The organism is Colwellia sp. 20A7, from assembly GCF_009832865.1.
Taxonomy (GTDB): Bacteria; Pseudomonadota; Gammaproteobacteria; order Enterobacterales; family Alteromonadaceae; genus Colwellia.
This window is the reverse complement of the sequence record NZ_CP047130.1, coordinates 3,507,750-3,532,252: the sequence shown is the minus strand read 5'-3', so window position 1 is coordinate 3,532,252 and position 24,503 is coordinate 3,507,750. Positions and strand designations below refer to the sequence as shown.

19 protein-coding genes are annotated in these 24,503 nt (G+C 37.5%); 9 read left to right on the top strand and 10 right to left on the bottom strand.

Translation table 11 applies throughout. The annotated features are described in order from the left end of the window. The first annotated feature begins 80 nt into the window (after positions 1–80). Positions 81–1,199 carry a beta-ketoacyl-ACP synthase III gene (locus tag GQS55_RS15205; protein ID WP_159821300.1) on the top strand — a complete coding sequence of 373 codons (1,119 nt, stop codon included), beginning with the start codon at positions 81–83 and terminating at the stop codon, positions 1,197–1,199. Between the two features lie 133 nt (positions 1,200–1,332). Here GQS55_RS15205 and GQS55_RS15200 read toward each other — a convergent pair whose 3' ends face one another. The 10 genes from GQS55_RS15200 to leuS form a co-directional block, all read right to left on the bottom strand. After that, positions 1,333–2,529, bottom strand: a complete 1,197-nt coding sequence (locus GQS55_RS15200; protein WP_159821299.1) for a serine hydrolase — start codon at positions 2,527–2,529, stop codon at positions 1,333–1,335. A 155-nt stretch (positions 2,530–2,684) separates the two neighbouring features. After that, positions 2,685–3,533 carry a septal ring lytic transglycosylase RlpA family protein gene (locus GQS55_RS15195; RefSeq protein WP_159821298.1) on the bottom strand — a complete coding sequence of 283 codons (849 nt, stop codon included), beginning with the start codon at positions 3,531–3,533 and terminating at the stop codon, positions 2,685–2,687. A gap of 112 nt (positions 3,534–3,645) precedes the next feature. Continuing rightward, on the bottom strand, positions 3,646–4,758 hold the full coding sequence (gene rodA / locus GQS55_RS15190) for a rod shape-determining protein RodA (protein ID WP_159821297.1): 1,113 nt from the start codon (positions 4,756–4,758) through the stop codon (positions 3,646–3,648). Beyond that, positions 4,748–6,724 (bottom strand): penicillin-binding protein 2, encoded by a 1,977-nt coding sequence (gene mrdA / locus GQS55_RS15185; RefSeq protein WP_159821296.1) that lies wholly within the window; start codon positions 6,722–6,724, stop codon positions 4,748–4,750. The genes rodA and mrdA overlap by 11 nt, the downstream gene beginning before the upstream one ends. Before the next feature lie 114 nt (positions 6,725–6,838). Beyond that, on the bottom strand, positions 6,839–7,309 hold the full coding sequence (gene rlmH, locus GQS55_RS15180; RefSeq protein ID WP_159821295.1) for a 23S rRNA (pseudouridine(1915)-N(3))-methyltransferase RlmH: 471 nt from the start codon (positions 7,307–7,309) through the stop codon (positions 6,839–6,841). Between the two features lie 17 nt (positions 7,310–7,326). Continuing rightward, positions 7,327–7,650 (bottom strand): ribosome silencing factor, encoded by a 324-nt coding sequence (gene rsfS / locus GQS55_RS15175; protein ID WP_159821294.1) that lies wholly within the window; start codon positions 7,648–7,650, stop codon positions 7,327–7,329. 116 nt (positions 7,651–7,766) lie between these two features. Next, positions 7,767–8,444, bottom strand: a complete 678-nt coding sequence (nadD, locus tag GQS55_RS15170; RefSeq protein ID WP_159821293.1) for a nicotinate-nucleotide adenylyltransferase — start codon at positions 8,442–8,444, stop codon at positions 7,767–7,769. A gap of 71 nt (positions 8,445–8,515) precedes the next feature. Then, on the bottom strand, positions 8,516–9,580 hold the full coding sequence (gene holA, locus GQS55_RS15165; RefSeq protein WP_159821292.1) for a DNA polymerase III subunit delta: 1,065 nt from the start codon (positions 9,578–9,580) through the stop codon (positions 8,516–8,518). A 37-nt stretch (positions 9,581–9,617) separates the two neighbouring features. Then, positions 9,618–10,166, bottom strand: a complete 549-nt coding sequence (locus GQS55_RS15160) for an LPS-assembly lipoprotein LptE (protein ID WP_159821291.1) — start codon at positions 10,164–10,166, stop codon at positions 9,618–9,620. Between the two features lies 1 nt (position 10,167). Continuing rightward, a complete protein-coding gene (gene leuS, locus GQS55_RS15155) occupies positions 10,168–12,780 on the bottom strand; it encodes a leucine--tRNA ligase (protein ID WP_159821290.1) in 2,613 nt (870 codons plus the stop codon). Positions 12,781–12,991: 211 nt separating this feature from the next. Between leuS and GQS55_RS15150 the strand changes: the two genes are divergently transcribed. From GQS55_RS15150 to alc, 8 genes are all read left to right on the top strand, one after another. Next, positions 12,992–13,477: a zinc ribbon-containing protein gene (locus tag GQS55_RS15150; protein WP_159821289.1), complete on the top strand. Its 486-nt coding sequence runs from the start codon at positions 12,992–12,994 to the stop codon at positions 13,475–13,477. Positions 13,478–13,596: 119 nt separating this feature from the next. Further along, positions 13,597–15,990, top strand: coding sequence for a Lon protease family protein (locus GQS55_RS15145; protein ID WP_159821288.1), 2,394 nt, complete (start codon positions 13,597–13,599; stop codon positions 15,988–15,990). 246 nt (positions 15,991–16,236) lie between these two features. Then, positions 16,237–16,695, top strand: a complete 459-nt coding sequence (locus GQS55_RS15140; RefSeq protein ID WP_159821287.1) for a TlpA family protein disulfide reductase — start codon at positions 16,237–16,239, stop codon at positions 16,693–16,695. Between the two features lie 441 nt (positions 16,696–17,136). Then, entirely contained in the window at positions 17,137–18,597 is a 1,461-nt protein-coding gene (gene xdhA / locus GQS55_RS15135) for a xanthine dehydrogenase small subunit (protein WP_159821286.1), read from the top strand. Then, positions 18,590–20,986: a xanthine dehydrogenase molybdopterin binding subunit gene (gene xdhB / locus GQS55_RS15130; protein WP_159821285.1), complete on the top strand. Its 2,397-nt coding sequence runs from the start codon at positions 18,590–18,592 to the stop codon at positions 20,984–20,986. The genes xdhA and xdhB overlap by 8 nt, the downstream gene beginning before the upstream one ends. Before the next feature lie 44 nt (positions 20,987–21,030). Continuing rightward, entirely contained in the window at positions 21,031–21,921 is an 891-nt protein-coding gene (gene xdhC, locus GQS55_RS15125) for a xanthine dehydrogenase accessory protein XdhC (RefSeq protein ID WP_159821284.1), read from the top strand. 70 nt (positions 21,922–21,991) lie between these two features. Beyond that, positions 21,992–23,362 carry an allantoinase AllB gene (gene allB / locus GQS55_RS15120; RefSeq protein WP_159821283.1) on the top strand — a complete coding sequence of 457 codons (1,371 nt, stop codon included), beginning with the start codon at positions 21,992–21,994 and terminating at the stop codon, positions 23,360–23,362. An 85-nt stretch (positions 23,363–23,447) separates the two neighbouring features. Continuing rightward, complete coding sequence (gene alc / locus GQS55_RS15115; RefSeq protein WP_236559658.1) at positions 23,448–24,500, top strand: allantoicase; 1,053 nt, start codon at positions 23,448–23,450, stop codon at positions 24,498–24,500. The last annotated feature ends 3 nt before the right edge of the window (positions 24,501–24,503 follow it).

Genomic DNA, 24,503 nt, shown 5'->3' with positions numbered 1-24,503 from the left:
AAATTGCCGAACAATCGACAAAACCTATCAAATAAAATACACTAGTGGTCATACCTTCTTTGTATGTTTGAGAAAATTTTATGTCTGTTGTAATTAGTGGTACGGGGTTATTTACTCCTTCTGAAAGTATTTCAAATGATGAGTTAGTTACTTGTTTCAATCGTTATGTCGATCAATTCAATAGCAGTAATGAACAAGCCATCGAAAATGGTGATATTACTGCGCTAGCCCATTCAAGTAGCGCTTTTATCGAAAAAGCTTCAGGTATTAAAAGCCGCTATGTTATGTCTAAGTCAGACATCTTAAATATTGATGTTATGAGGCCTTCATTTGCTGAACGGCCAAATAGCGAATTATCCCTACAAGCCGAAATTGGTGTTGCAGCAGCCAAACAAGCAATTGCAGCAGCGAATAAAACCGCGGCAGATATTGACCTTATTATTGTCGCTTGCGCTTATACGCAACGCTCTTACCCTGCTATGGCAATTGAAATACAACAAGCATTAGGTTGTCCTGGTTGGGGGTTTGATATGTTGGTTGCTTGTTCTGCAGCAACATTTGGTATTATCAATGCGGCCAATGCTATTCGTAGTGGTACAGCTAAAACAGTATTAGTGATTAACCCTGAAATACTGTCACCACAAATTAATTACCGAGACAGAGATAGTCATTTTATTTTCGGTGATGTTGCAACAGCGTCAATCATTGAGGATGCTTCTACAGCGACAGGCGAGCATCAATTCAAAATTATTGCAGAACAACCTATCACACAATTTTCAAATAATATTCGTAGCAATATTGGTTATATGAATCAATGTAGTCCTGACACTGAAAACGATATCGATAAGTATTTTATACAGCAAGGGCGTAAAGTATTTAAAGAAGTACTGCCGATGGTATCGAACCTAATAGCATCGCAAATGGATAAGGTTGGCTTAGCACCAGAAAATATTAAGCGCCTTTATTTACACCAAGCAAATATTAATATGAATAACTTTATTGGTAAGAAGGTTTTAGGGCGCGATCCTACTCCAGAAGAAGCACCTATTATTTTAGATGAGTACGCTAATACGAGTTCAGCAGGTTGTATTATTGCTTTGCATAAACATCATGATGGTTTTAATTCAGGAGATAAAGCGGTGTTATGCTCTTTTGGCGCCGGTTATTCAGCGTGTTGTTTAATCTTAGAGTATGTTTAAACAGATTGTAAGGCAGGACATATAGCCCTAAAAACAAAGCCACAGGTGATATATCACTTGTGGCTTTTTTATGTAAACTATCTAGGTAGCTTGTTGAGTCTAGGTTGTTTATTTACTGCTTTGCACAAAGCTTTTATTCAAAAAACTGTGCAAAGAATAATTTAATGTAATCAACTACTTTTGAAAAGAAACTACCTTCATTAACTTCTTGTAGAGTAACAAGAGGGTATTGCGCAATCTCTTCATTTCCGATTTGTAAGAATAACTTACCAACAACAGTGCCTTTTGCTATTGGTGCTTTTAGTTGTTGATCTAATTCAAATGTTGCTTCTAAGTTTTTACGTTGACCACGAGGAATAGTAATAGGAATATCCATTGTAATACCTAAATCTACTTCTTTTTTATCACCCATCCAAATACGGTTAGTCGCAAATATTTCACCAGCTTGGTATGGTGTAAATGTTTCAAAGAAACGGAAGCCATAGTTAAGTAATTTTTTACTTTCTACTTTACGTGAACGCTCACTTTCAGTGCCCATTACCACGGTAATCAGGCGCATGTCACCTTTTGTTGCCGAGGTTACTAAACTATAACCAGCATTTGATGTGTGGCCTGTTTTCATGCCATCCACATTCAAGCTTTTATCCCACAGCAATGAGTTACGGTTATACTGTTTGATATTGTTGTATGTAAAAGATTTTTGTTTATAAATTAAATATTCATCAGGTACGTCACGGATAATTGCACCCGCTAAAGTTGCCATATCACGTGGTGTGGTCATATGTGATGAGCTATCTAAACCATGACTGTTTTCAAAGAATGAACTCGACATACCTAACTGTGCAGCATGAGCATTCATTAAGTCAGCAAAAGCACCTTCACTACCAGCGATGTGCTCGGCCATTGCAACACAGGCATCATTACCTGACGCAACAATAATACCTTTGTTTAGTAGTTCAACTGAAACTTCTGTACCGACTTCGATAAACATTTTTGATGAATCAGGAAAGTTTTTTGCCCAAGCATTTTCACTGATTCTCACCTTATCTTCATTGGATATATTGCCGTTTTTTAATTCCTTTCCTATGATATAACTTGTCATCATTTTGGTTAAACTAGCAGGTGCTAATTGCATGTCGGCATTGCTTTGTGCAATAACTTTACCTGTAGTGAAATCCATTAAAATATACCCTTTAGCATTAATTTGTGGTGCATCAGGTATAATTGTTATTGCATTACTTATCGATGAAAAAGTGAGTGCTGTTCCAAACAAAGAAGTGGATATGATTTTGAAAAAATTACGTACGATATTTTTTGATTTTATAGGCATAATTATTTAATGTTAGATTCGATAGAGTGATGAATGAATATAAAGCTAGAGAAAGTATAACAGCTCTAATTTACATGGCTATGGTTGATATTAAGTAAATTGTAAAAATCGATTTACAATTAGTCTTAATATCTTAACTTCTGCATTGTTTTGTATTATAAAGCTTTTAAATAGGCATTGGGATAGCTACCACTTTTTAGCTCTATTAATAGGTTATTTAAAATGGTTGTATCTACAATTGGACCTATTTGAATACGATATATTCCATTTTCTTTAGGGAATTTAACCGTTTGAGAATGTTTGATTGCTATCTCTTTCGCTATTTTTTGCGCTAATTCATGTTTGGTAGTAGCAAACACTTGAATATGATCTTTTGCTTTAGTTGATGTTTTCTCAAGTAAATGGTCAGCAATTGTTTTACTAATGATTGGCTCTTTATCTATTTCTTTATTCGTAATAGGTGAGGTCATTGCTGTTATTTTCTCTCCAAATTCGGTAATCGCGCTAATTTTTACGTCTGCGGTACCACTTTTTAGCATATCAAGTTTATAAGCTGCACTATAGGATAAATCAATAATACGATTTTGATGAAAGGGTCCTCGATCGTTAACACGGACAATAACTGATTTATCATTAGCTAGGTTGGTGACTTTAAGGTAAGTAGGTAATGGTAAATTTTTATGTGCAGCACTCATTGCGTACATATCATAAATTTCGCCATTCGACGTTAAATGCCCATGAAACTTATTGCCGTACCAAGATGCTGTACCTATTTGCTCAAAATTTTGTGCACTGGGTAATATTTTATAGTTGATACCACGTACTTGATAGTCTTTATTACCCCCTCTGCTATAAACTTCAGCACGTGCAATGGCATCTTGTTGCTCACTTTGGTTTGGAAGTCGAGTGGGTATACTGTCATGTTTATCTTGATAGCGACCAGTGCTACAGGATGCGAGAAGAAGCACTGAAATAATTAAGAAAAGTGTTTGTAGATTTCTCATGAATTTACTCATTGTATAAAGTTTTTGATTGTTATAATTGCAGTATTATTAATTTAAGCAAAAGGCAAAGTTATCGTTAGCGGCTAGGCTAACAGCAAGTTAAGATGAAATATTACACATGAAATCGCCTGTGTGTACTGATAGCCATAAGCATGCCAAATCCTGCGAGTAATGTCACCATTGAGGTGCCACCAAAGCTAACTAGCGGTAGTGGCACACCAACCACCGGTAATAAACCTGATACCATACCAATATTCACAAATACATAAACGAAAAAAGTTAAAGTTATACTACCTGCCAATAATTTTGTAAAAGCATCTTGAGCATTTGTTGCTATCCATAAACCGCGCATTACAATAAGTAAATATACTGCGAGTAATATTCCGACGCCAACTAAACCAAATTCTTCGCTAAAAACGGCAAAAATAAAATCGGTGTGTCGTTCAGGTAAAAATTCTAGCTGTGATTGTGTGCCTTGTAACCAGCCTTTACCAGTAACGCCACCTGAGCCAATCGCTATTTTAGATTGAATAATATGGTAGCCAGAGCCGAGAGGATCTTGTTCAGGGTTTAAAAAAGTCATTACACGTTGCCTTTGATAATCTTTCATCAAAAACATCCATAAAATAGGTGCGAAAGCAGAGGCTAAACCAACACAGACACCAATAAGCTTCCAGCTTGCACCAGCAAGAAATATTACAAAAATACCAGAACTAGCAATTAATAGCGATGTTCCTAAATCTGGCTGTTTAGCAATTAAGAGTGTGGGGATTAACACTAAAATAAAAGCGAAAAACATCGTAGTTTTTTTTATGGGGAGGCTTTTTTGGCTAACAAACCAAGCAATCATAATAGGTACAATCAGTTTCATTATTTCAGATGGTTGAAATTTCATAAAACCTAAATCTAGCCAACGCTGCGCACCTTTTCCTACATGGCCGAAAAGTAATACACAAACTAATAGTAATACACCTAATACAAAAACAGATACCGCCCATTTTTTATAAGAAAGCGGCGGGATTTGGGCTATTGCTAACATAACGGCTAAAGCGACGCCTAATCGAATAGCTTGGCGGTAAACAATCTCTATGTTTTGTCCACCAGCGCTATAGACAATAAATAACCCAAGAGCCATCAGTGATAATATGCCAAGCAACAATACTAAATCAATGTGTAACTTCTGCCATACACTATAGGGTTGTTGCGCTTCGCTGTTATTCCGCATTATCAGAGCTCAGTTTTTGTTGTTGTGGCGAGTGATCATGTTGGTGATTAGCAATACTATCTGAATCGGTAGTTGAACTTCCATAACTAGACGTAATTTCTCTGTTACCAAAGTATTGATCCATAATTTGTCTTGCTACTGGGCCCGCATTCGTTCCACCGCCACCTTTTGCAACGTTCTCTATTGCAACCGATACAACTATTTCAGGTGCATTATAGGGGGCAAAAGCGATAAACATTGCATTGTCTCGTTGATTTTCTTTAGTTGTTTTCGCATCATATTTTTCATCTTGTTTGATACGAGCAACCTGTGCCGAGCCTGTTTTACCTGATGCATCATATTTTGCTCCTTTAAAAGGGGCATGGGCTGTTGCGCCAATTTCTTGTACTGTACGATGCATGGCGTTAAGTACTAAATCCCAATGTTCATCGTTTTTTAGAACGAGAGGGGCTTGTTCTTCATAAATTACTTCTTCTTCAACATTGGGATCCCTGCTAGGCTCTTTAGTTGATTTAAGTAAATGCGGCACTTTACGTTTGCCGTGATTTACTAACGTTGTTAATGCTTGAGTTAATTGTAAAGGTGTAACGGTCCAGTAACTTTGACCTATTCCAACAGACAAGGTTTCTCCCGTGTACCAAGACTTATTATAACGCGCACGTTTCCATGCAACGCTTGGCATTATCGCACTACTTTCTTCATGTATATCAATGCCAGTGTAATCACCAAAACCAAAACGTTCCATCATAGTACTAATTTTGGTAATACCAAGTTTAAACGCTAAATCAAAAAAGTAGGTATTACAGGACTGCTCAATTGCTTTATTTAAGTCAACCCAGCCATGGCCCCATTTTTTCCAATCACGGTATTTATTAGGTAAGCCTTTAAGTTGGTACCAACCGGGATCCCAAACTCTAGTTTCAGGTGTAATAACGCCTTCTTCTAAACCTGTTAATGCTAAGAAAGGTTTTACTGTTGATGCAGGCGGATAGCCTTGAACACTTCTATTGATTAGTGGTAAATCTTTTGAGTTACGTATTTTATTCCAATTTTTAGTGCTAATACCATGGACAAATAAGTTACCATCATAGCTAGGATTCGAGTACATTGCTAAAATACCGCCTGTACGAGGATCCATGGCAACTACTGCACCGCGCTTTCCTGCAAGTGCGCGTTTAGCGATCATTTGTAATTCAATATCGAGCGTTAACGTTAAGTCTTTACCGGGGGTTGGCGGTTTATAATCCAATGTTCTAATAACTCGGCCTCGACTATTAACTTCAACTTCTTGGTGGCCTATAGTTCCGTGTAAAATATCTTCATAATATTTTTCAATACCTAGTTTCCCTATACCATGAGTTGCCGCATAGTTTTCAGACTTGCCATCAATTTCGAGTTGATTAGCATCTTTACGATTTATTCGTGCTACATAGCCCAAGTTATGTGTGGTTAACTTGCCAAAAGGATAATAACGTTTTAACCGAGCATCGACAAAAACGCCCGGGAATTTATGTTGGTTAACGGAGAAAAGAGCAACTTGTTGTTCACTTAAACGAGGGTGTAATTCAATTTGCTTGAAACGGCGCTTTCGTTTGACAGATTTGAAGAAACTTTTTTTTCTATCATCACTGATGTTGAGTAACGCACTAATTTCGTCAATATTTTCTTGTAAGTTGTCAGTTTGCTCGGGAATAACGGCTAGGCTGTAAACTGGTTTGTTATCAGCAAGAATAACACCATTTCGATCATAGATAAGGCCCCGATTCGGAGCAACTGGCAACAGCTTTATTCGGTTAGAGTTAGAACGCGTTTGATATTTTTCAAATGAATTTACTTGCAGTGAATAGATATTATTAAACAATACTAATATAAGTACTAATACGCCAATAAATATAATAAAGGTACGACGAGCAAATAAGTTTGCTTCTGCGCTATGATTACGCATCGTAATACGACGTTTAGCCACAATTATTTCCTTTACGCCATACTATTTTAGGGGCGAATATATTTTTATTAGCACACTCATTGTAAAGAATATTATAAAGAAAGTTTTGTACAGCCATACAACAATTAGTCACAGCTATTCTCTATGATAAGGGTGATTAGTATTGACGCTCCAAGCGCGATATAAACTTTCAGCAATAAGAATTCTAACCATTGGGTGGGGCAAGGTTAATGACGACAAAGACCATTTTTGTTCACTCGCTTCAATGCAAGCAGGAGATAAGCCTTCCGGGCCACCCACCAACAATGCGACATCTCTACCGTCGAACTGCCAACGTTCAAGTTGTTTAGCAAGTTGTGGCGTATCCCAAGGTTTACCTTCCACCTCTAAAGTGACTATACGGTTTCCTTTGGGAATAGCGTTAAGTAATTGCTCACCTTCTTTTTCTAAGATACGTGCTATATCTGCATTTTTACCACGCTTTCCCGCTGATATTTCGACTAACTCGAATGGCAAGTCACGAGGAAAGCGACGAGAATATTCGCTAAAGCCCTGAGTGACCCAAGAAGGCATTTTAGTGCCAACGGCATATAAAGTTAGTTTCATTAATAAGTCCAGCTAAATTATTCTTCTGCCCATAACTGTTCTAAATTATATTTATCGCGTTGTTCATCAGTCATAACATGAACGATAATATCGCCTAAATCTACTAATGACCATTCACCAACATCGTTACCTTCCATTCCAAGAGGAGCAGAGCCAGCGGCACGGCATTCCATAGCAACAGATTGAGCGATTGATTTTACGTGACGTTTTGAATTACCTGAACAGATAATCATATAATCAGCAAAACTTGCTTTATTAGTAATATGAAGAGAAATAATATCTCTTCCTTTCATATCATCAAGTTTTTCTATAACAAATTTATTAAGTTCTTCAGTTTGCAAGGTTGTTCTTCCTAGAGTCAGGTTTATTATTAAGCTCGGTATTAAGGTACCGATAATAGCTGCGTTAAAATACGCACCATATAAGTTGGCAATAGTAACACTTTTTAACGAAGCAGTTAACGATAAAGCTTATTTTTGTTGATTAAATCTAATACTTTTGGATTTAACATCGTTTGACAGCTCTGTTTATTAATTAAACGCTGTCTTATTTCACTAGAAGAGAGGTTGATATTTATGAGTTTTTCATTATTTGGAAGGTCACAGGGGAGTAATAATATACTGCCTGATTTTTTTTGCTTTAATGAATGAACATCGTCTACTTGATGTTCATTGAGTAATATTTGAGTCGCTTGATTAATATTGTCTAACTGATAATTTGGCCGAGTATTCACGATTAAGTGACAAAACAATAATATCTCTTGATGTTTATGCCAATGGGTAAAGGTTAATAAGGAGTCTAAGCCCATGATGAAATATAAACGTGAATTGGGATACGCTAACGATAGTTCTTTCAACGTGTCTACGGTATAAGAATAGCCGCTACGTTGTAATTCGCGTTCATCACAACTAAATATAGATTCGCTCTCACATGCTAATTTCACCATAGTTGCGCGTTGGGTGGCACTGACATTAGGTGATGCTTTATGAGGAGGAATGCTGGCAGGAATAAATAACACTTCATCTAATGATAAATGTTTAGCTACTGCTTTCGCAGGTAAGGTATGACCAAGATGAATGGGGTTAAAGGTACCACCTAAAATACCAATATCACTCACCGTTTTTTTGCTCATCATTAATTTTACTCTTACGTCTTTATTCTTATTAACTATCTTTGCGTGTAGCTGAGCTCTTAAGTTAGCGCAGGTTAACTATATTCATAATTTAGCGAAAAGTGTTGGGTAGTTTCGCCGTAATATAGAGTTATGCATAAATCGGCTAATAATATGAAAGCGTTGAATTCGCTACTGGTTTTACTGATTAAATCAATGTCAGCAAGTCGTGACATAGCTCGTTTTACATTCTTTAGGCTTATATGTGTTAGTGCGTGCTGATATAAAGGTTTACGTTTATCCCATATTCGATATTCTTTATATAAGTCATTGAGCTGCGTTCCTTGTGCTACTTTACTTAGCATGGTGTATAACAGGTTTATTTCTTTGTGAAATACCCAAATTATTTGTCCGGTAGCAGCACCTTCTTGCTGTAATTGATCTAACATCACAACACACTTTTTGCAATTACCCAGTAATAAAGCATCAATAATTTGAAACGGATTAAATTTAGCTTGTTTGGTTACTAACTTTTCGGCATCATTTAAACTGATCTGTTGATTATTATTAGGAAAAAGTAATGAGAGTTTTTGAAGCTCTTGTTCTAAAGCGGGTAAATTACCTTCACATAACTCGATTAATAATGAGGATAATTCAGGTGCTAAATTGACATTTAAGCTTCTTGCTTGGTTTTGCAACCAGCGAGGTAATATTTTTGCATCAATATCATATATAGGAAGGTAGCAACCTAGTTGAGTTAAGGCTTTAAACCATTTTTTATTCGCGCTAGGACCATCAAGTTTAGGTCCATAAAAAATAAAAACCACATCTTGTAATGCTGCATTTTTTTCAATAATCTCACTTAATGCAAGTAAGGTTTTATTACCGTTTTCTCCAACCTTAACCGTCGTTAATTCCACTTCAATAATACGTTGGCTAGAAAACAAGCTCATTGATTGATATTCATCGATGAGCTGTTGCCAATCAAAACTATTGTCACTAGTAAAGCGAATAACCTCACTAAAACCTTGTTGTAGAGCATGATTTTTGATTATTGCTAAGCTATCATTTTTTTGCCAAGGTTCATCACCAAATACCAACCACACAGGCTTGAAGCCTTGTTTTACTGTTTGCTGTAGTTGGTTGTGGTAAATCTTCATAGATGCCTTGTTTAAAAGTTAGCGCAAGTTGTCAGTATTATCGCTGAATTCTTGCCATGTCTCGTAAAATTTTATCGGCAGCAGACTTTCTCATTTCACTTAATAATAATGATAATTCGCGAGATTTTGCTAATGCTAGATTAGGATCATCTTGGTAGTCTCGGTTTAATTCAAAGCTAAAGTCTTGAGGCTCTTCAAGTGGTTCACCATTTGTAGAGCCAAATCGTAGCTGATAATGAACGGTGTAAATAAGTTCATATTCAGCCACTTGGCCGTTTTGAAATACAGATAAAGTTCTTCTATCGAGCGTATCTGACAGTATGCGAAGCTCAGGTTTTTGGGTACTTTTATATTTTAGTACATTCACTTGGTTCCGTGAAAGGTGTTGTTTCACCAAGCGGGTCAATTCACCATGAACATCACTTGAGCTTACATACAGAGTTTGCAGTTCATCACTAAGCAGGTAATCACCACGCAGATGAAAGCCACAAGCGCTTAAAAAGCTAGTAGAAAATATTACTAGAAAAATACAACTCCTTTGCTTAATAGCCTGACGACTTACATACTGCTTTAGTGATAAATACATCTTAGTTAGCCACTATATTCAATAGTTTACCTGGTATATAGATAACTTTACGAATAGTGTTGCCTTCGGTAAATTTCAATACATGCTCATCATTTAAGCCTAATGCTTCAACGGTTTCTTTACTCGCATCAGCAGCAACGGTGATTTTCGCACGTAACTTACCGTTTACTTGAACAATGATTAATTTCTCATCTTCAACTAGCGCACTTTCATCAACTACAGGCCATTGAGCATTTTCAACAGCGTTGTTGTTATCAACCACGGTTTGTTGCGTTAATTGGTTCCATAGGTAATGACACATATGCGGTGTGATCGGGGTTAACATGATTACTACTGCACGAAGAGATTCAAGCATTACTGCTTTGTCTTCATCAGTTGCCATGGGCGCTTTAGTTAAATGGTTCATTAACTCCATGATGGCAGCTATCGCTGTATTAAAAGTATTTCGGCGACCAATATCATCAGTTACTTTGGCAATTGTTTTATGTAACTCACGACGAAGTTTTTTCTGGTCAGCATTCAATTTAATATTGTCTACTGCTGTTGATTCCCCATTTACCTCGATAAAGTCATGCACAAGTTTATAAACACGTTTAACAAAACGATGTGCACCTTCAACACCAGCATCAGACCATTCTAAAGTTTGCTCTGGCGGTGAAGTAAACATAATAAATAAACGCACAGTATCTGCGCCATATTTACTAATTACTTCTTGTGGATCAATGCCATTGTTTTTAGACTTTGACATTTTACTCATGCCGGCTGAGATAACCGCTTCGCCATCAATATTGCTAATAGCCGAGGTTACTTGACCTTTTTCATCACGCTCAACGGTAACGTCAGTAGGAGCAATCCATTCTTGTCCGCCATTATCTGCTTCACGATAATAAGTATCTGCTAATACCATGCCTTGGCATAATAGTTTTTTGTAAGGTTCATCACAATTAACTAAGCCAACATCACGTAGTAATTTATGGAAAAAACGTGAATAAAGTAAATGTAAAATAGCGTGTTCAATACCACCAATATATTGATCAACAGGTAGCCAATAATTTGCTTTAGCTGGGTCGATCATTTGAGTGTCATCATTTGGTGAACAATAACGTGCGTAATACCATGAAGATTCCATAAAGGTATCGAAAGTATCGGTTTCACGTAAAGCTGGTTCACCATTAAAAGTGGTTTTTGCCCATTCTGGATCATCTTTAATAGGTGAAGTAACGCCGTTCATTACTACATCTTCTGGTAATACTACCGGTAATTCATTTTCAGGTACGGGAACTGACTCACCATTAGCAAGGCTAATCATTGGGATTGGCGTTCCCCAATAACGTTGACGAGAGACTCCCCAATCACGTAGACGGAAGTTAGTCGTTACTTTACCCTTGTTTTCATTGGCTAATTTCTCACTGATTGCGGCAAATGCTTGCTCGAAATCTAAGCCATCAAATTCGCCTGAGTTAATTAGAGTACCTTTCTCAGTAATCGCCGATTCTTCTATATTATCTTCATCTTTTCCAGCAATAACTTGCGTAATTTCAAGGTTATATTTTTTGGCAAATTCATAATCACGTTGATCATGACCAGGAACAGACATAACCGCACCAGAGCCGTAATCCATTAACACAAAGTTAGCAGCCCAAACTGGCACTAACTGACCGGTAAGCGGGTGAATAGCTTTAAAACCGGTATCAACACCTTTCTTTTCCATCGCAGCCATATCAGCTTCTGTGGTTTGGTTGCCTTTACATTCTTTAATAAAGTCTGCTAATGCTGCATTATCTTTTGAAGCAATTAACGCTAAAGGATGTTCAGCAGCAAGAGCGACATAAGTAACCCCCATTAAGGTATCTGGGCGTGTTGTATAAATATCAAAACTTTCTTGTTTGCCTTCAACTAAGCCGTCAACTTGAAAAGTCATATCAACGCCTTGTGAGCGTCCAATCCAGTTACGTTGCATTGTTTTTACTTGTTCCGGCCAGTCAGTTAACTGATCTAAATCATCAAGTAATTCTTGTGCGTAATCGGTAATCTTTATAAACCATTGAGGAATTTCTTTCTTTTCAACGATTGCACCTGAGCGCCAGCCTCGGCCGTCAATGACTTGTTCGTTTGCTAATACTGTTTGATCAACAGGATCCCAGTTTACAGTAGCATTTTTCTTGTAAACTAAGCCTTTTTCATAAAGCTTAGTGAAAAACCATTGTTCCCAGCGATAATAATCTTGTTTGCAAGTCGCTAACTCTCTGCTCCAATCATAACCAAAACCTAACGATTTTAATTGATTACGCATGTAGTCAATGTTTTGATAAGTCCAAGTGCCTGGCGCGCTTTTGTTTTTAATCGCAGCATTTTCAGCAGGTAAACCAAAAGCATCCCAACCCATAGGTTGCATTACATTTTTGCCTTGTAGACGTTGATAGCGAGAAACTACGTCACCTAAGCTGTAATTGCGTACATGACCCATATGTAAACGCCCACTAGGGTATGGAAACATGGCAAGACAATAGAACTTTTCTTTGCTGTCGTCTTCAACAGCTTTAAATGTATCGTTTTCAGTCCAAAAAGTTTGTACTGATTCTTCAATCGATTGGGGATTATAAATGGCTTCCATTAGGGGGTCTCTAACGCTATTTTAGATGTTATTGTAGGGTGTTAATCTGCTTGGATAATAATAAAAAACAGGTGGAACACGCAATAAACTTGAGTTTAAATTATCGTGATAGAATACCTTATCTAGCGTGCTAACAACAAGCTTATATTGGCAATTTTGTCTATACTGTTAGTAAGTGTATTCATAAATATAATGAGAAAAGGAAAAGGTAATGGCAAATCAAAAAGACTATCTTACGGAAATTTACCAAGATCTTAGCAACTGGCTTGATGAAATGACGGAGTTACAAAAGCCAAAAATTATAGAATTAGTTAAGCAGGCTAAGCTCTACGCTAAAGCAGCGGAAGATATGTCAGAGGAAAAAGTAAACCAATTTACTGAAAATTTAAAATATGATTTACATGACTTTTATCTGCAAAATCAGTCTGAAGCAAAAAACTCTACTTATTTGGGATTACTCAATGAAACATTATGGTCGACGCTTGCACAATTAACGGATAAGTCGCAAGTCGAATGGGCTGAATTGATGGACGATTTTGAGCATGAAGGGCTGTATAAAGTGGGCGATGTTATTGGTTTTGGGGAATTAGTTTGTCAGCAATGTGATGACAAGCAACATATTGTGCATTTTAGTAAAGTGACTGAGTGTGTAAAGTGTGGTGGAAATAGTTTTACTCGTCTACCGTTAGCTCCTTAAAATATCTTTAATCTAGAGTAACCATTTATATTGTTAGCAAAGCCCTTAGCTAGTACACTAGCGCGATAGCTTTATCTAGCTTGCTCTATTTCAAAAAAGTAATATTCTCAAGGACATACATGATAACAACACCTGCTTTGCAGTGTAAAATAACTGCTGCACAACTTAGCTCTACTTTATCTGCTGAACTTTTTTCTCAAAAAAAAGACGCCAGTGAAATAAAACAAATTTTTGTTGGTCACGAACGAGCTAAAGAGGCATTAGACTTTGGTCTTTCAATGTCATCTGTAGGCTTTAATGTGTTTGCTATGGGAGAACATGGCATAGGAAGACAAACATTAATTAAGCAGTTGTTAGCTAAATTAGCAAAAGAACAAGCGACTCCTGTTGAGTGGTGTTACATCAATAACTTTGATGAAAGTCATGCACCTTATAAACTTTACGTTAATCCAGGTGATGGTAAACAGTTGTTATCACGGATGAATAAGTTTATTGATGAGTTAATGGATTTATTTCCTGAAATTTTTGATAACCCAGGCTATCAACGATATAAGTCAGCCATTGATCGTGATTTTAATAAAAAATATGATGAAGCTATTTCTACTGTTGAAAAAATAGCATTGAAAAACAATGTTTCATTGTATGAAGAAAATGGCGAAGTAGGCTTTGCTCCTTTAGTTGATGGTAAGCCATTAAACGATAAAGAATTTGCGAATATTAATGAAACGGAAAGAGCTCAGTTTTATAAACTTTTAGGCGAGTTAGAAATTGCACTGGCTGAACAATTAATTGAATTACCGTTATGGAAACGTGAGTCGTCAGATTTATTACGTAAACTGAAACTTGAAACGGCAGAGCAAGCAATAAAACCCTATTTACAAGAACTAGAGCAAGAGTTTAGTGAAAATGCAGGGATATTAAAATACCTTAGTAAAGTTAGTAATCATGTTGTTGATGTATCGTTAGAAATTCTGGTCAATAATGAAGATGATGCGCCTAATGATAAAGAACTGCGTAAACTCATGGTTGAACGCTTTTTGCCCAATTTATTAGTGCCTCGAAATGAAACTGATGGCGCACCTGTTGTATATGAGCAAAACCCAACATATCAAAATTTATTTGGTCATGTAGATTATTCTAGCTTTCAAGGCAGTAGTTATACGAGTTATCGATTAATTCGTCCAGGCGCATTACATAAAGCGAATGGTGGTTATCTATTGCTTGATGCAGATAAGTTGTTAACACAACCTTTAGTATGGTCTCGTCTTAAGCTGGCGTTGAAAACTGGGCAAATAACAATAGAGAATCCTTATTCAGAGTTAAGCCAACCTGGTTCTTATAGCTTACAACCTGAAAAAATACCGTTAAGTGTGAAGGTTATTTTATTAGGTGATGCTGAAATCTATTACACTCTGCAAGATTATGATCAAGAGTTTACCGAGTTATTCCGAGTATTGGCTGATTTTGATCGTCATTTAGAGAAAACAGATCATAACTTAATCGCTTTCGGTAATTTGATTCGTCAACGAGCATTTCAGCATAACTACCCTGAAATTGATGATGAAGCAGTACTGGAACTTGTTCGCTATTCGCTAAGACGAGCAGAGCACCAACATAAAATTTCAGCCAATATTGTGCAAGTAAATGATTTATTAGATGAAGCAAATTATTGGTGGAGTAAAAGTGGTGCTAACGGCACTTTAAAATCAGAGCATGTTGCTATGGCATTAGCAGCTAAAAAGCGTCGTACAGGTAGGTTGAGTGAAACTTGGCTTGACGAAATTAAAGAGCAGCAAGTATTAATAAATACTGAAGGTGAGTTCATTGGAAAAGTGAATGGCTTAACGGTATTAGAAATTGGTGATAGTGTTTTTGGTACACCTGCACGTATCACGGCAACCGTTTATGCTGGTAGCCAAGGCGTAACTGATATTGAGCGTGAGGTTGATTTAGGTAAATCTATTCACTCAAAAGGTGTTTTGTTGCTAACAGGGTACTTAGGGCATAAGTATGGTCAAAGTTTCCCTGTTGCTATTTCGGCTAATATCGCTATTGAACAATCTTACGGTCATATCGACGGAGATAGTGCCTCAATGGCCGAGCTGTGTGCACTAATTTCAGCGGTTACTTTATTACCAATAGATCAAAGCTTAGCTATTACAGGTTCGATTAATCAGCATGGCGAAGTGCAATCTATTGGCGGTGCTAACGAAAAAATAGAAGGTTTCTTTCAACTTTGTAAAGATAAAGGATTAACTGGAAATCAAGGCGTTATTATCCCCAAAACAAATGTTATTAACTTAATGTTAAATAACGAAGTTATACAAGCGGTGGAGCGTGGTGAGTTTTCAATTTATGCAGTAGAAACGATTGATCAAGCATTAGAGTTATTAATGAAAAACACGGCAGGCGTAATGAATAGTACAGGTCGTTATCCTCGACAATCAATTCATGGATTAGCTTTAGATAAGCTATCTCATTTTGCTCAACTGTTAGAAGGTGAAGAAGAGTAACTTTTTCGTTATTTTAAACCCTTAAAGTCGTCATCTTGAACTTGATTCAGGGTCTTAATTACGGTGTGTATACTCTATGAGATTCTGTATTAAGTGATCTACGGAATGACGAATATTATTGTTATCTTAAAACTTGAACAACACATACTTTACAACTAATTTTTTATAAGCGAGTATCCTTTCTTTATTCACACCGTACTAAATATTGGGTATAGTCGTTAAATTACTCATTTTAAAAGTAGCCTTATGTTTAAAAAATTAATTTTATTGTGTGCTTTAAGTATGCCATTGGTAGGTTGTGTAGCTAATGCACCGTTTTCGGGCGGTATTACAACTGATGTACTGTTGAACGATTATGATAAATTTAGCGAGCAATACAAAGCGTTTACGCCAACAGCGCAAGATATAGCATTAATGCAAAAGTTAAAAGGCAAAGAGCTTATTGTATTATTTGGAACATGGTGCCACGACAGTGAGCGAGAAGTGCCAAAACTAATTAAGTTACTTGAAGAGTCTAAAGTAAAGCTTGCAAGTATTAACTATGTAGCTGTGGATTACGATAAACGTGATGCTGGCGGTATAGCAGAGGCGAACGATTTACAATACACCCCTACGTTTATTGTTAAGCAAAATGGTAAAGAGTTAGTTCGTGTAATTGAAAAGCCAACGGGGTCATTGGCGCAAGACTTAACTTTGAGCTTGTAAATGCTACTTGCTCATATCACTCCTGTAACTTTCTCGTCACCCAGAACTCTAAGTTGTCATCTGAACTTGATTCAGGATCTTAATTATTCTGTGCCAACTTCATGAGATTCCGTATTAAACGACTTACGGAATGACGACTTTTTTGTTCACCCTAAACTTTAAAACAACCTTAATACCGACTATATTTTTATTATAGTGTCACTACATTAACATAATCTTATTTTATAAATAACAATGAAGATAGACGTTATAAATAATATGATTCATATTATTTATATATTTTTCATTACGTTAGTTTTGATTTGAATAACAATAATAATAATGTTTATCTAATTTAGAGAGTACGAGTGAAAAATTGACACTTGTGTCAGTTTTTTACTCTGGTATATTTAGACCATTACCGCTTGTCTCGAAAAGTAACAAGGAATTACGGAAAAGATTATGATAAATAATACCGTTCGTTTTTTATTTAAAAATAACGTTGTCAGTATAGAGAATATAGACCCTAATATAACTGTTTTACAATATTTACGTGAAATACAGTTTAGTACTGGTAGCAAAGAAGGTTGTGCTTCTGGAGACTGTGGTGCTTGTACTGTCGTTGTTGCTGAGTTAGATAGTGACAACACGGGGCAACTTCATTATAAATCAATTAATTCATGTATTACTTTTGTCGGTAATTTACATGGAAAGCAATTGATTACGGTGGAAGATTTAAAAGAGAAAAATAACTTACATCATGCACAACAAACACTGGTTGATAATCATGGCTCTCAATGTGGCTTTTGTACGCCCGGTTTTGTTATGTCTTCTTTTGCTTTGCATAAACATAATCAAACACCAAGTCGTGGGGAAGTACTAGAGGCGTTAGCGGGTAATTTATGCCGTTGTACCGGCTATCGTTCAATTATTGAAGCTGCTATTACCTCAAGTGTTGGTAGTGATGAAGACTCTTTCGCTAAACATTATCAAGAAACTGTTGCAACGCTCACTGAGCTACAACAGTTACCGGCACCTAGCTTAGTGGGTAATGGTCATCAGTATACTTCTCCTTCAACTATCGATGAGTTAGCATATGAGTTAACTAAAGAGCCCGAATCAACATTAGTGGCTGGTGGTACAGATTTAGCGCTTTCAGTGACTCAAAATTTAGCAACAATTAATAAGCTGGTTTATGTCGGTAATGTTGATGAATTGATGAAAATAGAAGAAACAGAGTCTGAAATAGTGATTGGCTCAGCACTGCCATACAGTCAATTCATCGACACATTACACCATTATTATCCTGACTTAGGTGATATGATTGAGCGTATTGGGTCTAAGCAAATACGTAACACAGGTACATTAGGTGGCAATATTGGTAATGCGTCACCTATTGGTGACATGCCGCCAGCATTAATTGCGCTTGGTGCCTCCATGACATTACATCTTAACGGTGTTGAACGCACAATACTGGTGGAAGACTATTTTGTTGACTACAAAAAAACAGTGCTTAAACCATCAGAATTTATCAAATCAATACAAATTCCTAAGCCCACTTTAGGTCAAACTTTGAAGCTTTATAAAATATCTAAACGTATCGATGATGATATTTCAGCGGTACTAGCAGCTTTTTTTATTGAAAAGTCAGCGAAAAAAATCACTACTGTTCGTTTAGCTTTTGGTGGCATGGCTGCCACACCTAAACGAGCATCTTTGGCTGAAAAAGCACTGTTGGGTAACAGCTTCACTAAGGAATCTGTTGAACAAGCAAAAGCCGCATTATTAACTGATTTTAATCCAATGTCTGATGTACGCGCATCAGATAAATATCGCATGAAAGTTGCACAAAACCTGATTGAAAAGTGCTATCTAGAGCTGCAAAGTCATGTGATAGAAACACGGGTGGTGAATTATGCGTAGTCTTATTGATGTAGCAAAAGCGAATACAAACAAAGTACATAAAAATACTGATGCAAACCTTGTTAATGGACAAGAAAATGTTGGTTTAGGTGGTGTTGGTCGGTCTAAAAAGCATGAAAGTGCAGAGAAGCACGTTGCTGGTGAAGCTATTTATGTCGATGATCGACCTTCATTACGCGGTGAATTACATGCCGCGGTTGGTCAATCTACTCACGCTCATGCGAATATTCTTTCGATAGACTTATCTGCCGTAAAAAAAGCCGAAGGTGTGGTTGCGGTAATCACTGTTGACGACGTTCCTGGTCATACAGATATTGGTCCGGTATTTCCTGGTGATCCTGTTTTAGCTATTGGTAAAGTAGAGTTTGTTGGTCAACCCATTTTTGCGGTGGCGGCCACTAGTTATGACTTAGCGCGTAAAGCGGTCAAGTTAGCAAAAATTGAATACCAAGCGCTTGAAGCCGTATTAACTGTAAAAGATGCTTTAGCAAAACAGAACTTTGTTCGCCCGCCATTTACGATGAAGCGGGGCGACTCTGATGTTGCCATTGCTGACGCGGAACATCAATTATCAGGCGAGATCGTTGTTGGTGGACAGGAGCATATGTACCTTGAAGGTCAAGTGTCTACTGCGGTACCAACAGAAGATGGAGGCATGGAAATATTCACTTCATCACAGCACCCTAGCGAAGTACAAAAATTAGTCGCTGAAGTGTTAGCTATTCCATTAAATAAAGTTTTAGTGGATATGCGCCGCATGGGTGGTGGTTTTGGTGGCAAAGAAACGCAAGCTGCACCTTGGGCATGTCTTGCCGCCTTACTTGCCAATGAAACCAAACGACCTGTTAAATTCAAGTTAGGTCGTATGGATGACATGACCATGACGGGCAAGCGTCATCCCTTTGAAAATAACTACCGCGTTGGCTTTGACAACAATGGCCAAATTAAGGGAATTAATATTGAAGTGAATGGTAATTGTGGCTATTCACCTGATTTATCTGATGCAATTGTTGATAGAGCAATGTTTCATTCAGACAACGCTTACTTTTTAGATCAAGCAACCGTTACAGGTAATCGATGTAAATTAAACACGGTGTCTCATACCGCTTACCGTGGTTTTGGCGGGCCTCAAGGTATGATGACCATTGAAATGGTTATGGATGATATTGCTCGTCATCTAGGTAAAGACCCGCTAGAGATTAGAAAAGTAAATTTGTACGGTGATACTGAGCGTAACATTACTCATTATCATCAAAAGGTAGAGCATAATAATTTACCTGAAATAATTGAGACACTTGAAGAAAGCTCAGACTATCAATTACGTCGTCAAGCCATTACAGATTTCAATGTTAATAGTCCTATTTTGAAAAAAGGCATAGCCTTAACACCGGTAAAGTTTGGTATCTCATTTACAGTACAGCATTTAAATCAGGCTGGCGCACTCGTACATATTTACACTGATGGTACTATCCACTTAAATCATGGTGGTAGTGAAATGGGGCAGGGTCTTAATACCAAAGTGGCACAAATTGTTGCCGAAGAGTTTAAAGTAAATGTGGATACTGTGGCTGTTTCTTCTGCCCGCACTGACAAAGTACCTAATACCTCTCCAACGGCAGCATCTTCGGGAACCGACTTAAATGGTAAAGCCGCAGAAGCCGCATCTAAAATTATTAAACAACGTTTAATTGATTTTGCCTGTGAAAAATATCAAGTTACAGCATCGCAAGTCATATTTGAAAACAATAATATTGTGGTGGGTGAGCAAACGTTTAGTTTTGCAGAATTCTGTCAGATTGCTTATATGGGCCGAGTATCTTTATCTTCTACTGGATTCTATAAAACGCCTAAAATTCATTTTGATCGTGCTACAGGTAAAGGTCGTCCGTTTTTTTATTATGCAACCGGTGCGGCAGTATCTGAAGTGATAATCGATACGTTAACAGGTGAATATAAAACGTTACGTACCGATATATTGCAAGATGTAGGGCATTCAATTAACCCGGCTATTGATATTGGACAAATAGAAGGAGCGTTTATTCAAGGTATGGGGTGGTTAACCACTGAAGAGTTGATGTGGAATGAGCAAGGCCGTTTGCTGTCAAATAATCCGGCTACTTACAAAATACCTGCGATTAATGACACTCCGCAAGATTTCCGTGTGACCTTGATGCCTGACGCGCCTAATCGCGAGCATACTATTTATAACTCTAAAGCCGTAGGAGAGCCGCCGTTTATGTTGGGCATGTCGGTTTGGTGTGCATTGAAAGATGCTATCTCAAGTATTGCTGATTATAAAATTAGTCCTGAACTTGATACGCCAGCAACTCCAGAACGCGTGCTTTGGGCTGTTGAAGCAGTAAAATCACAGTCGTCAGCAATAGCTTAACGTGTTGATAAGCTTGATGATTAGCGAAGTACGAGAGACGTAGTATGACTATTTCTACCAGTAATAACTGGAACAGTGCAGTATATCAATTGAGTAAACAAGGCCAAGCTTATGTTTTAGTAACGCTTGTCGGCGTATCAGGCTCAACACCGAGAAATAGTGGCACTAAAATGGTGATTAGCAAAGATGACATTTACGACACTATTGGTGGTGGGCATCTTGAGCACAAAACAATTAAGTATGCACAAAAAATGCTAGCTGTGGGTAAAAGTGGTCAACATTTAGAACACTTTCAATTAGGTAGTAATTTAGGACAATGCTGTGGTGGTAATGCCAGTGTATTGTTCGAGTGCTTTGCCGCTGTCGGCGTTAATATCATGCTGTTTGGTGCTGGTCACGTTGGAAAAGCGTTAATGCCAATACTGACGCAATTGCCGTGTCATATCACCTGGGTTGATAGCCGCAATGAACAGTTTCCAAATAATATTGATACTTTTCAGAATGTAAGGCAAGTGGTAAGTGAAGAGCCTAAACGTGAAGTGGCCAATATGCCAGAGAATAGTTATTACATTGTGATGACCCATAATCATCAAATGGACTTTGACATATCGCAAGCTATTTTAAAGCGAGCGGATTTTACCTATTTAGGGCTAATTGCTTCTGATACTAAGTGGCGTCGTTTTCAGCAACGTTATAAACACCGTGACATTGATCCAACACAAGTGGCGCGAATGAATTGCCCAATAGGATTGAAAGCAGTCAGTGGAAAGTTACCAATAGAAGTTGCTGTTTCTATCGCAGGCGAAATTATCAATATTTATCAAGCTCAAAAAGCGCATCAATTAAATGAAAATACATCAAAAAGTAGTAAGTCGCCATCAACACAGCAAGGTGTTCATTGGCAAGAAATTAAGCAGTTACTTACTGCGCAATAGTTACTTAGATTTACATAACAAGCAGTAATTTTTTATTAGCAATATGATCAGTTTAAATAGGAGTAGCAAAGTGTCTCATTTTGCCTTACAAAGTGAAAACGTAATAGTAAGCACTAACAATGGTGAATCTTCAATGATTCCTGCTTGTGTAGAAATTAAAAATGAGCATATTTATGCTATCCATCCGTATGGACAAACGTTACCGTGTGAAGTTTTAGATTATGCTGAATACGTTATTATGCCGGGGTTAGTTGACTCTCATGTACATATTAATGAACCCGGCCGTACAGAATGGGAAGGCTTTAATACGGCAACACAAGCGGCTGCCGCCGGCGGAATTACCGCGCTGGTTGATATGCCATTAAACTGTATACCTGTTACTACTACTAAGGCTGCCTTTCAAGAAAAACTCGATGCTGTTGAAGATAAATTATGGGTTGATTGTGGTTTTTGGGGCGGTGTTATTCCACAAAATATTGCTGATTTAGACGAATTGCTTAATGCTGGTGTACTGGGTGTGAAATCGTTTTTGATTGACTCTGGTATTGAAGAATTCCCTAATGTATCAACAACAGATATTCGTGCTGCAATGCCTATTTTAGCGAAACATGATGTACCTTACTTAATTCATGCAGAGTTAGACTGTGGTGGTTATAATGACGTCGAAATCACCAAGAAATATAATAGTTTTCTTGAGTCGCGCCCTAAAAAATGGGAAAACGATGCGATATCACTAATGGTAGATATGGCGCGTGAATCTAAGCAGAAAGGAGATAATTGTAAGGTACATATTGTGCATTTATCTTCGGATGAAGCGTTAGATACTATCGCGCAAGCTAAAAGTGAGGGCTTACGTTTTACAGCGGAAACCTGCCCACATTATTTAACCATTGCGTCTGAAAATATTCCTGATGGTAAAACCTTATTTAAATGTTGTCCTCCTATTCGTGAAAACCAAAACCGCGAACATTTATGGCAAGCAATTAGTGATGGTCGTTTAAGTTTTATTGTTTCTGATCACTCACCTTGCACACCTGAATTAAAGCATATTGATACCGGTGATATCGAAAAAGCATGGGGCGGTATTTCAGCGCTACAATTCGGTATTTCATTAATTTGGACTGAAGCCAAAGACCGTGGTTTTAGTTTAATTGATATTACTCGTTTGATGTCGACCGAAACGGCAAAATTTGCTGGTTTAGACTCAGTGAAAGGGGCAATAAAAGTAGGTAATCATGCCGATTTTTTAGTATTTGATCCCAATGCTGAATTCACTATTACTAACGAAATGATTAAGCATCGTCATAATATAACACCATACGCGGGTAGAAAAGTGACAGGTCAGGTACAGCATACCTTTGTACGTGGTCACCATGTTTATCAACAAGATCAATTTATCAACACACCCAAAGGCCGTCCGTTACTTAAAGAGAAGCTTTAAGCTGGTAGCTAACTATACTAACGTCAGCAATGAACCTTGACGATACGTGTTAACGATTAAAAATTTTAAGTAGGAACAACAAGCAATGATGCTAGATATAGATACACAAGAGCAGAATAAATTAACGGGTGCTTCGTTAGCATTAGTTACTCAGTTGAAAACTAACTGTGTTGACTTAGCCAGCGAACGGGTTGGTGGTGAAACATTATCGTGTAGTGATGATTTTTTTGCCGGCATGGAAAACTTGCTTAAACCGGGTCGAGGTATTTTTATCGATGGTAAGTTTACTGATCGTGGTAAGTGGATGGACGGTTGGGAATCTCGACGTAGCTATGGCCGTGACAATGGCAGAGAATTCGACTGGTGCATTATTCGTCTTGGTATTAAGGGGGTTATTCGTGGTTTTGATATCGACACTAATTATTTTCGTGGTAACGCGCCTCAAACAGTGTCAGTAGAAGCTTGTGTTAGTGATGTTCAACCTAATGAAGATACGGTTTGGCAGACTATTTTAACTGAAGTGGCGGTAAATGCTCACAGTCAGAATATTTTTGAGATTAATAATAATACCGCTTGGACACATGTGCGTTTAAATATGTTTCCTGATGGTGGTATTGCACGTTTTCGTGTTTATGGTGAAGCCGACGTTAACTGGAAAGATTTTGTTGATGGAGAGTTAATTGATTTAGCCTACATTAAAAATGGCGGCAAAGCGCTACTTGTTAGTGACATGTTTTTTAGTGATAAAAATAATCTCATTATGCCGGGGCGTGGCAAAGACATGGGTGATGGTTGGGAAACTAAACGACGCCGTGATCCTGGACCAGATTGGTCAATTGTAAAACTTGCGACTAAGGGCAGTATTGAAAAAGTCATCGTAGATACCTGTCACTTTAAAGGTAACTTTCCAGATACCTTCACTTTAGAGGGTATGGTAACTGACAGTGATGATTTTACTGATGGTAAACAAGCAGAAAAATGGCAACCTATTATTGCTAAAACTAAATTATACGCACATCGCGAACATCTGTTTTTAAATGAAATCATACCGGAAAACACTAAAAAGTTTACCCATGTACGTTTAAATATATTTCCTGACGGTGGGATTTCTCGTATGAGAGTGTTTGGGAAAGTCTAACTT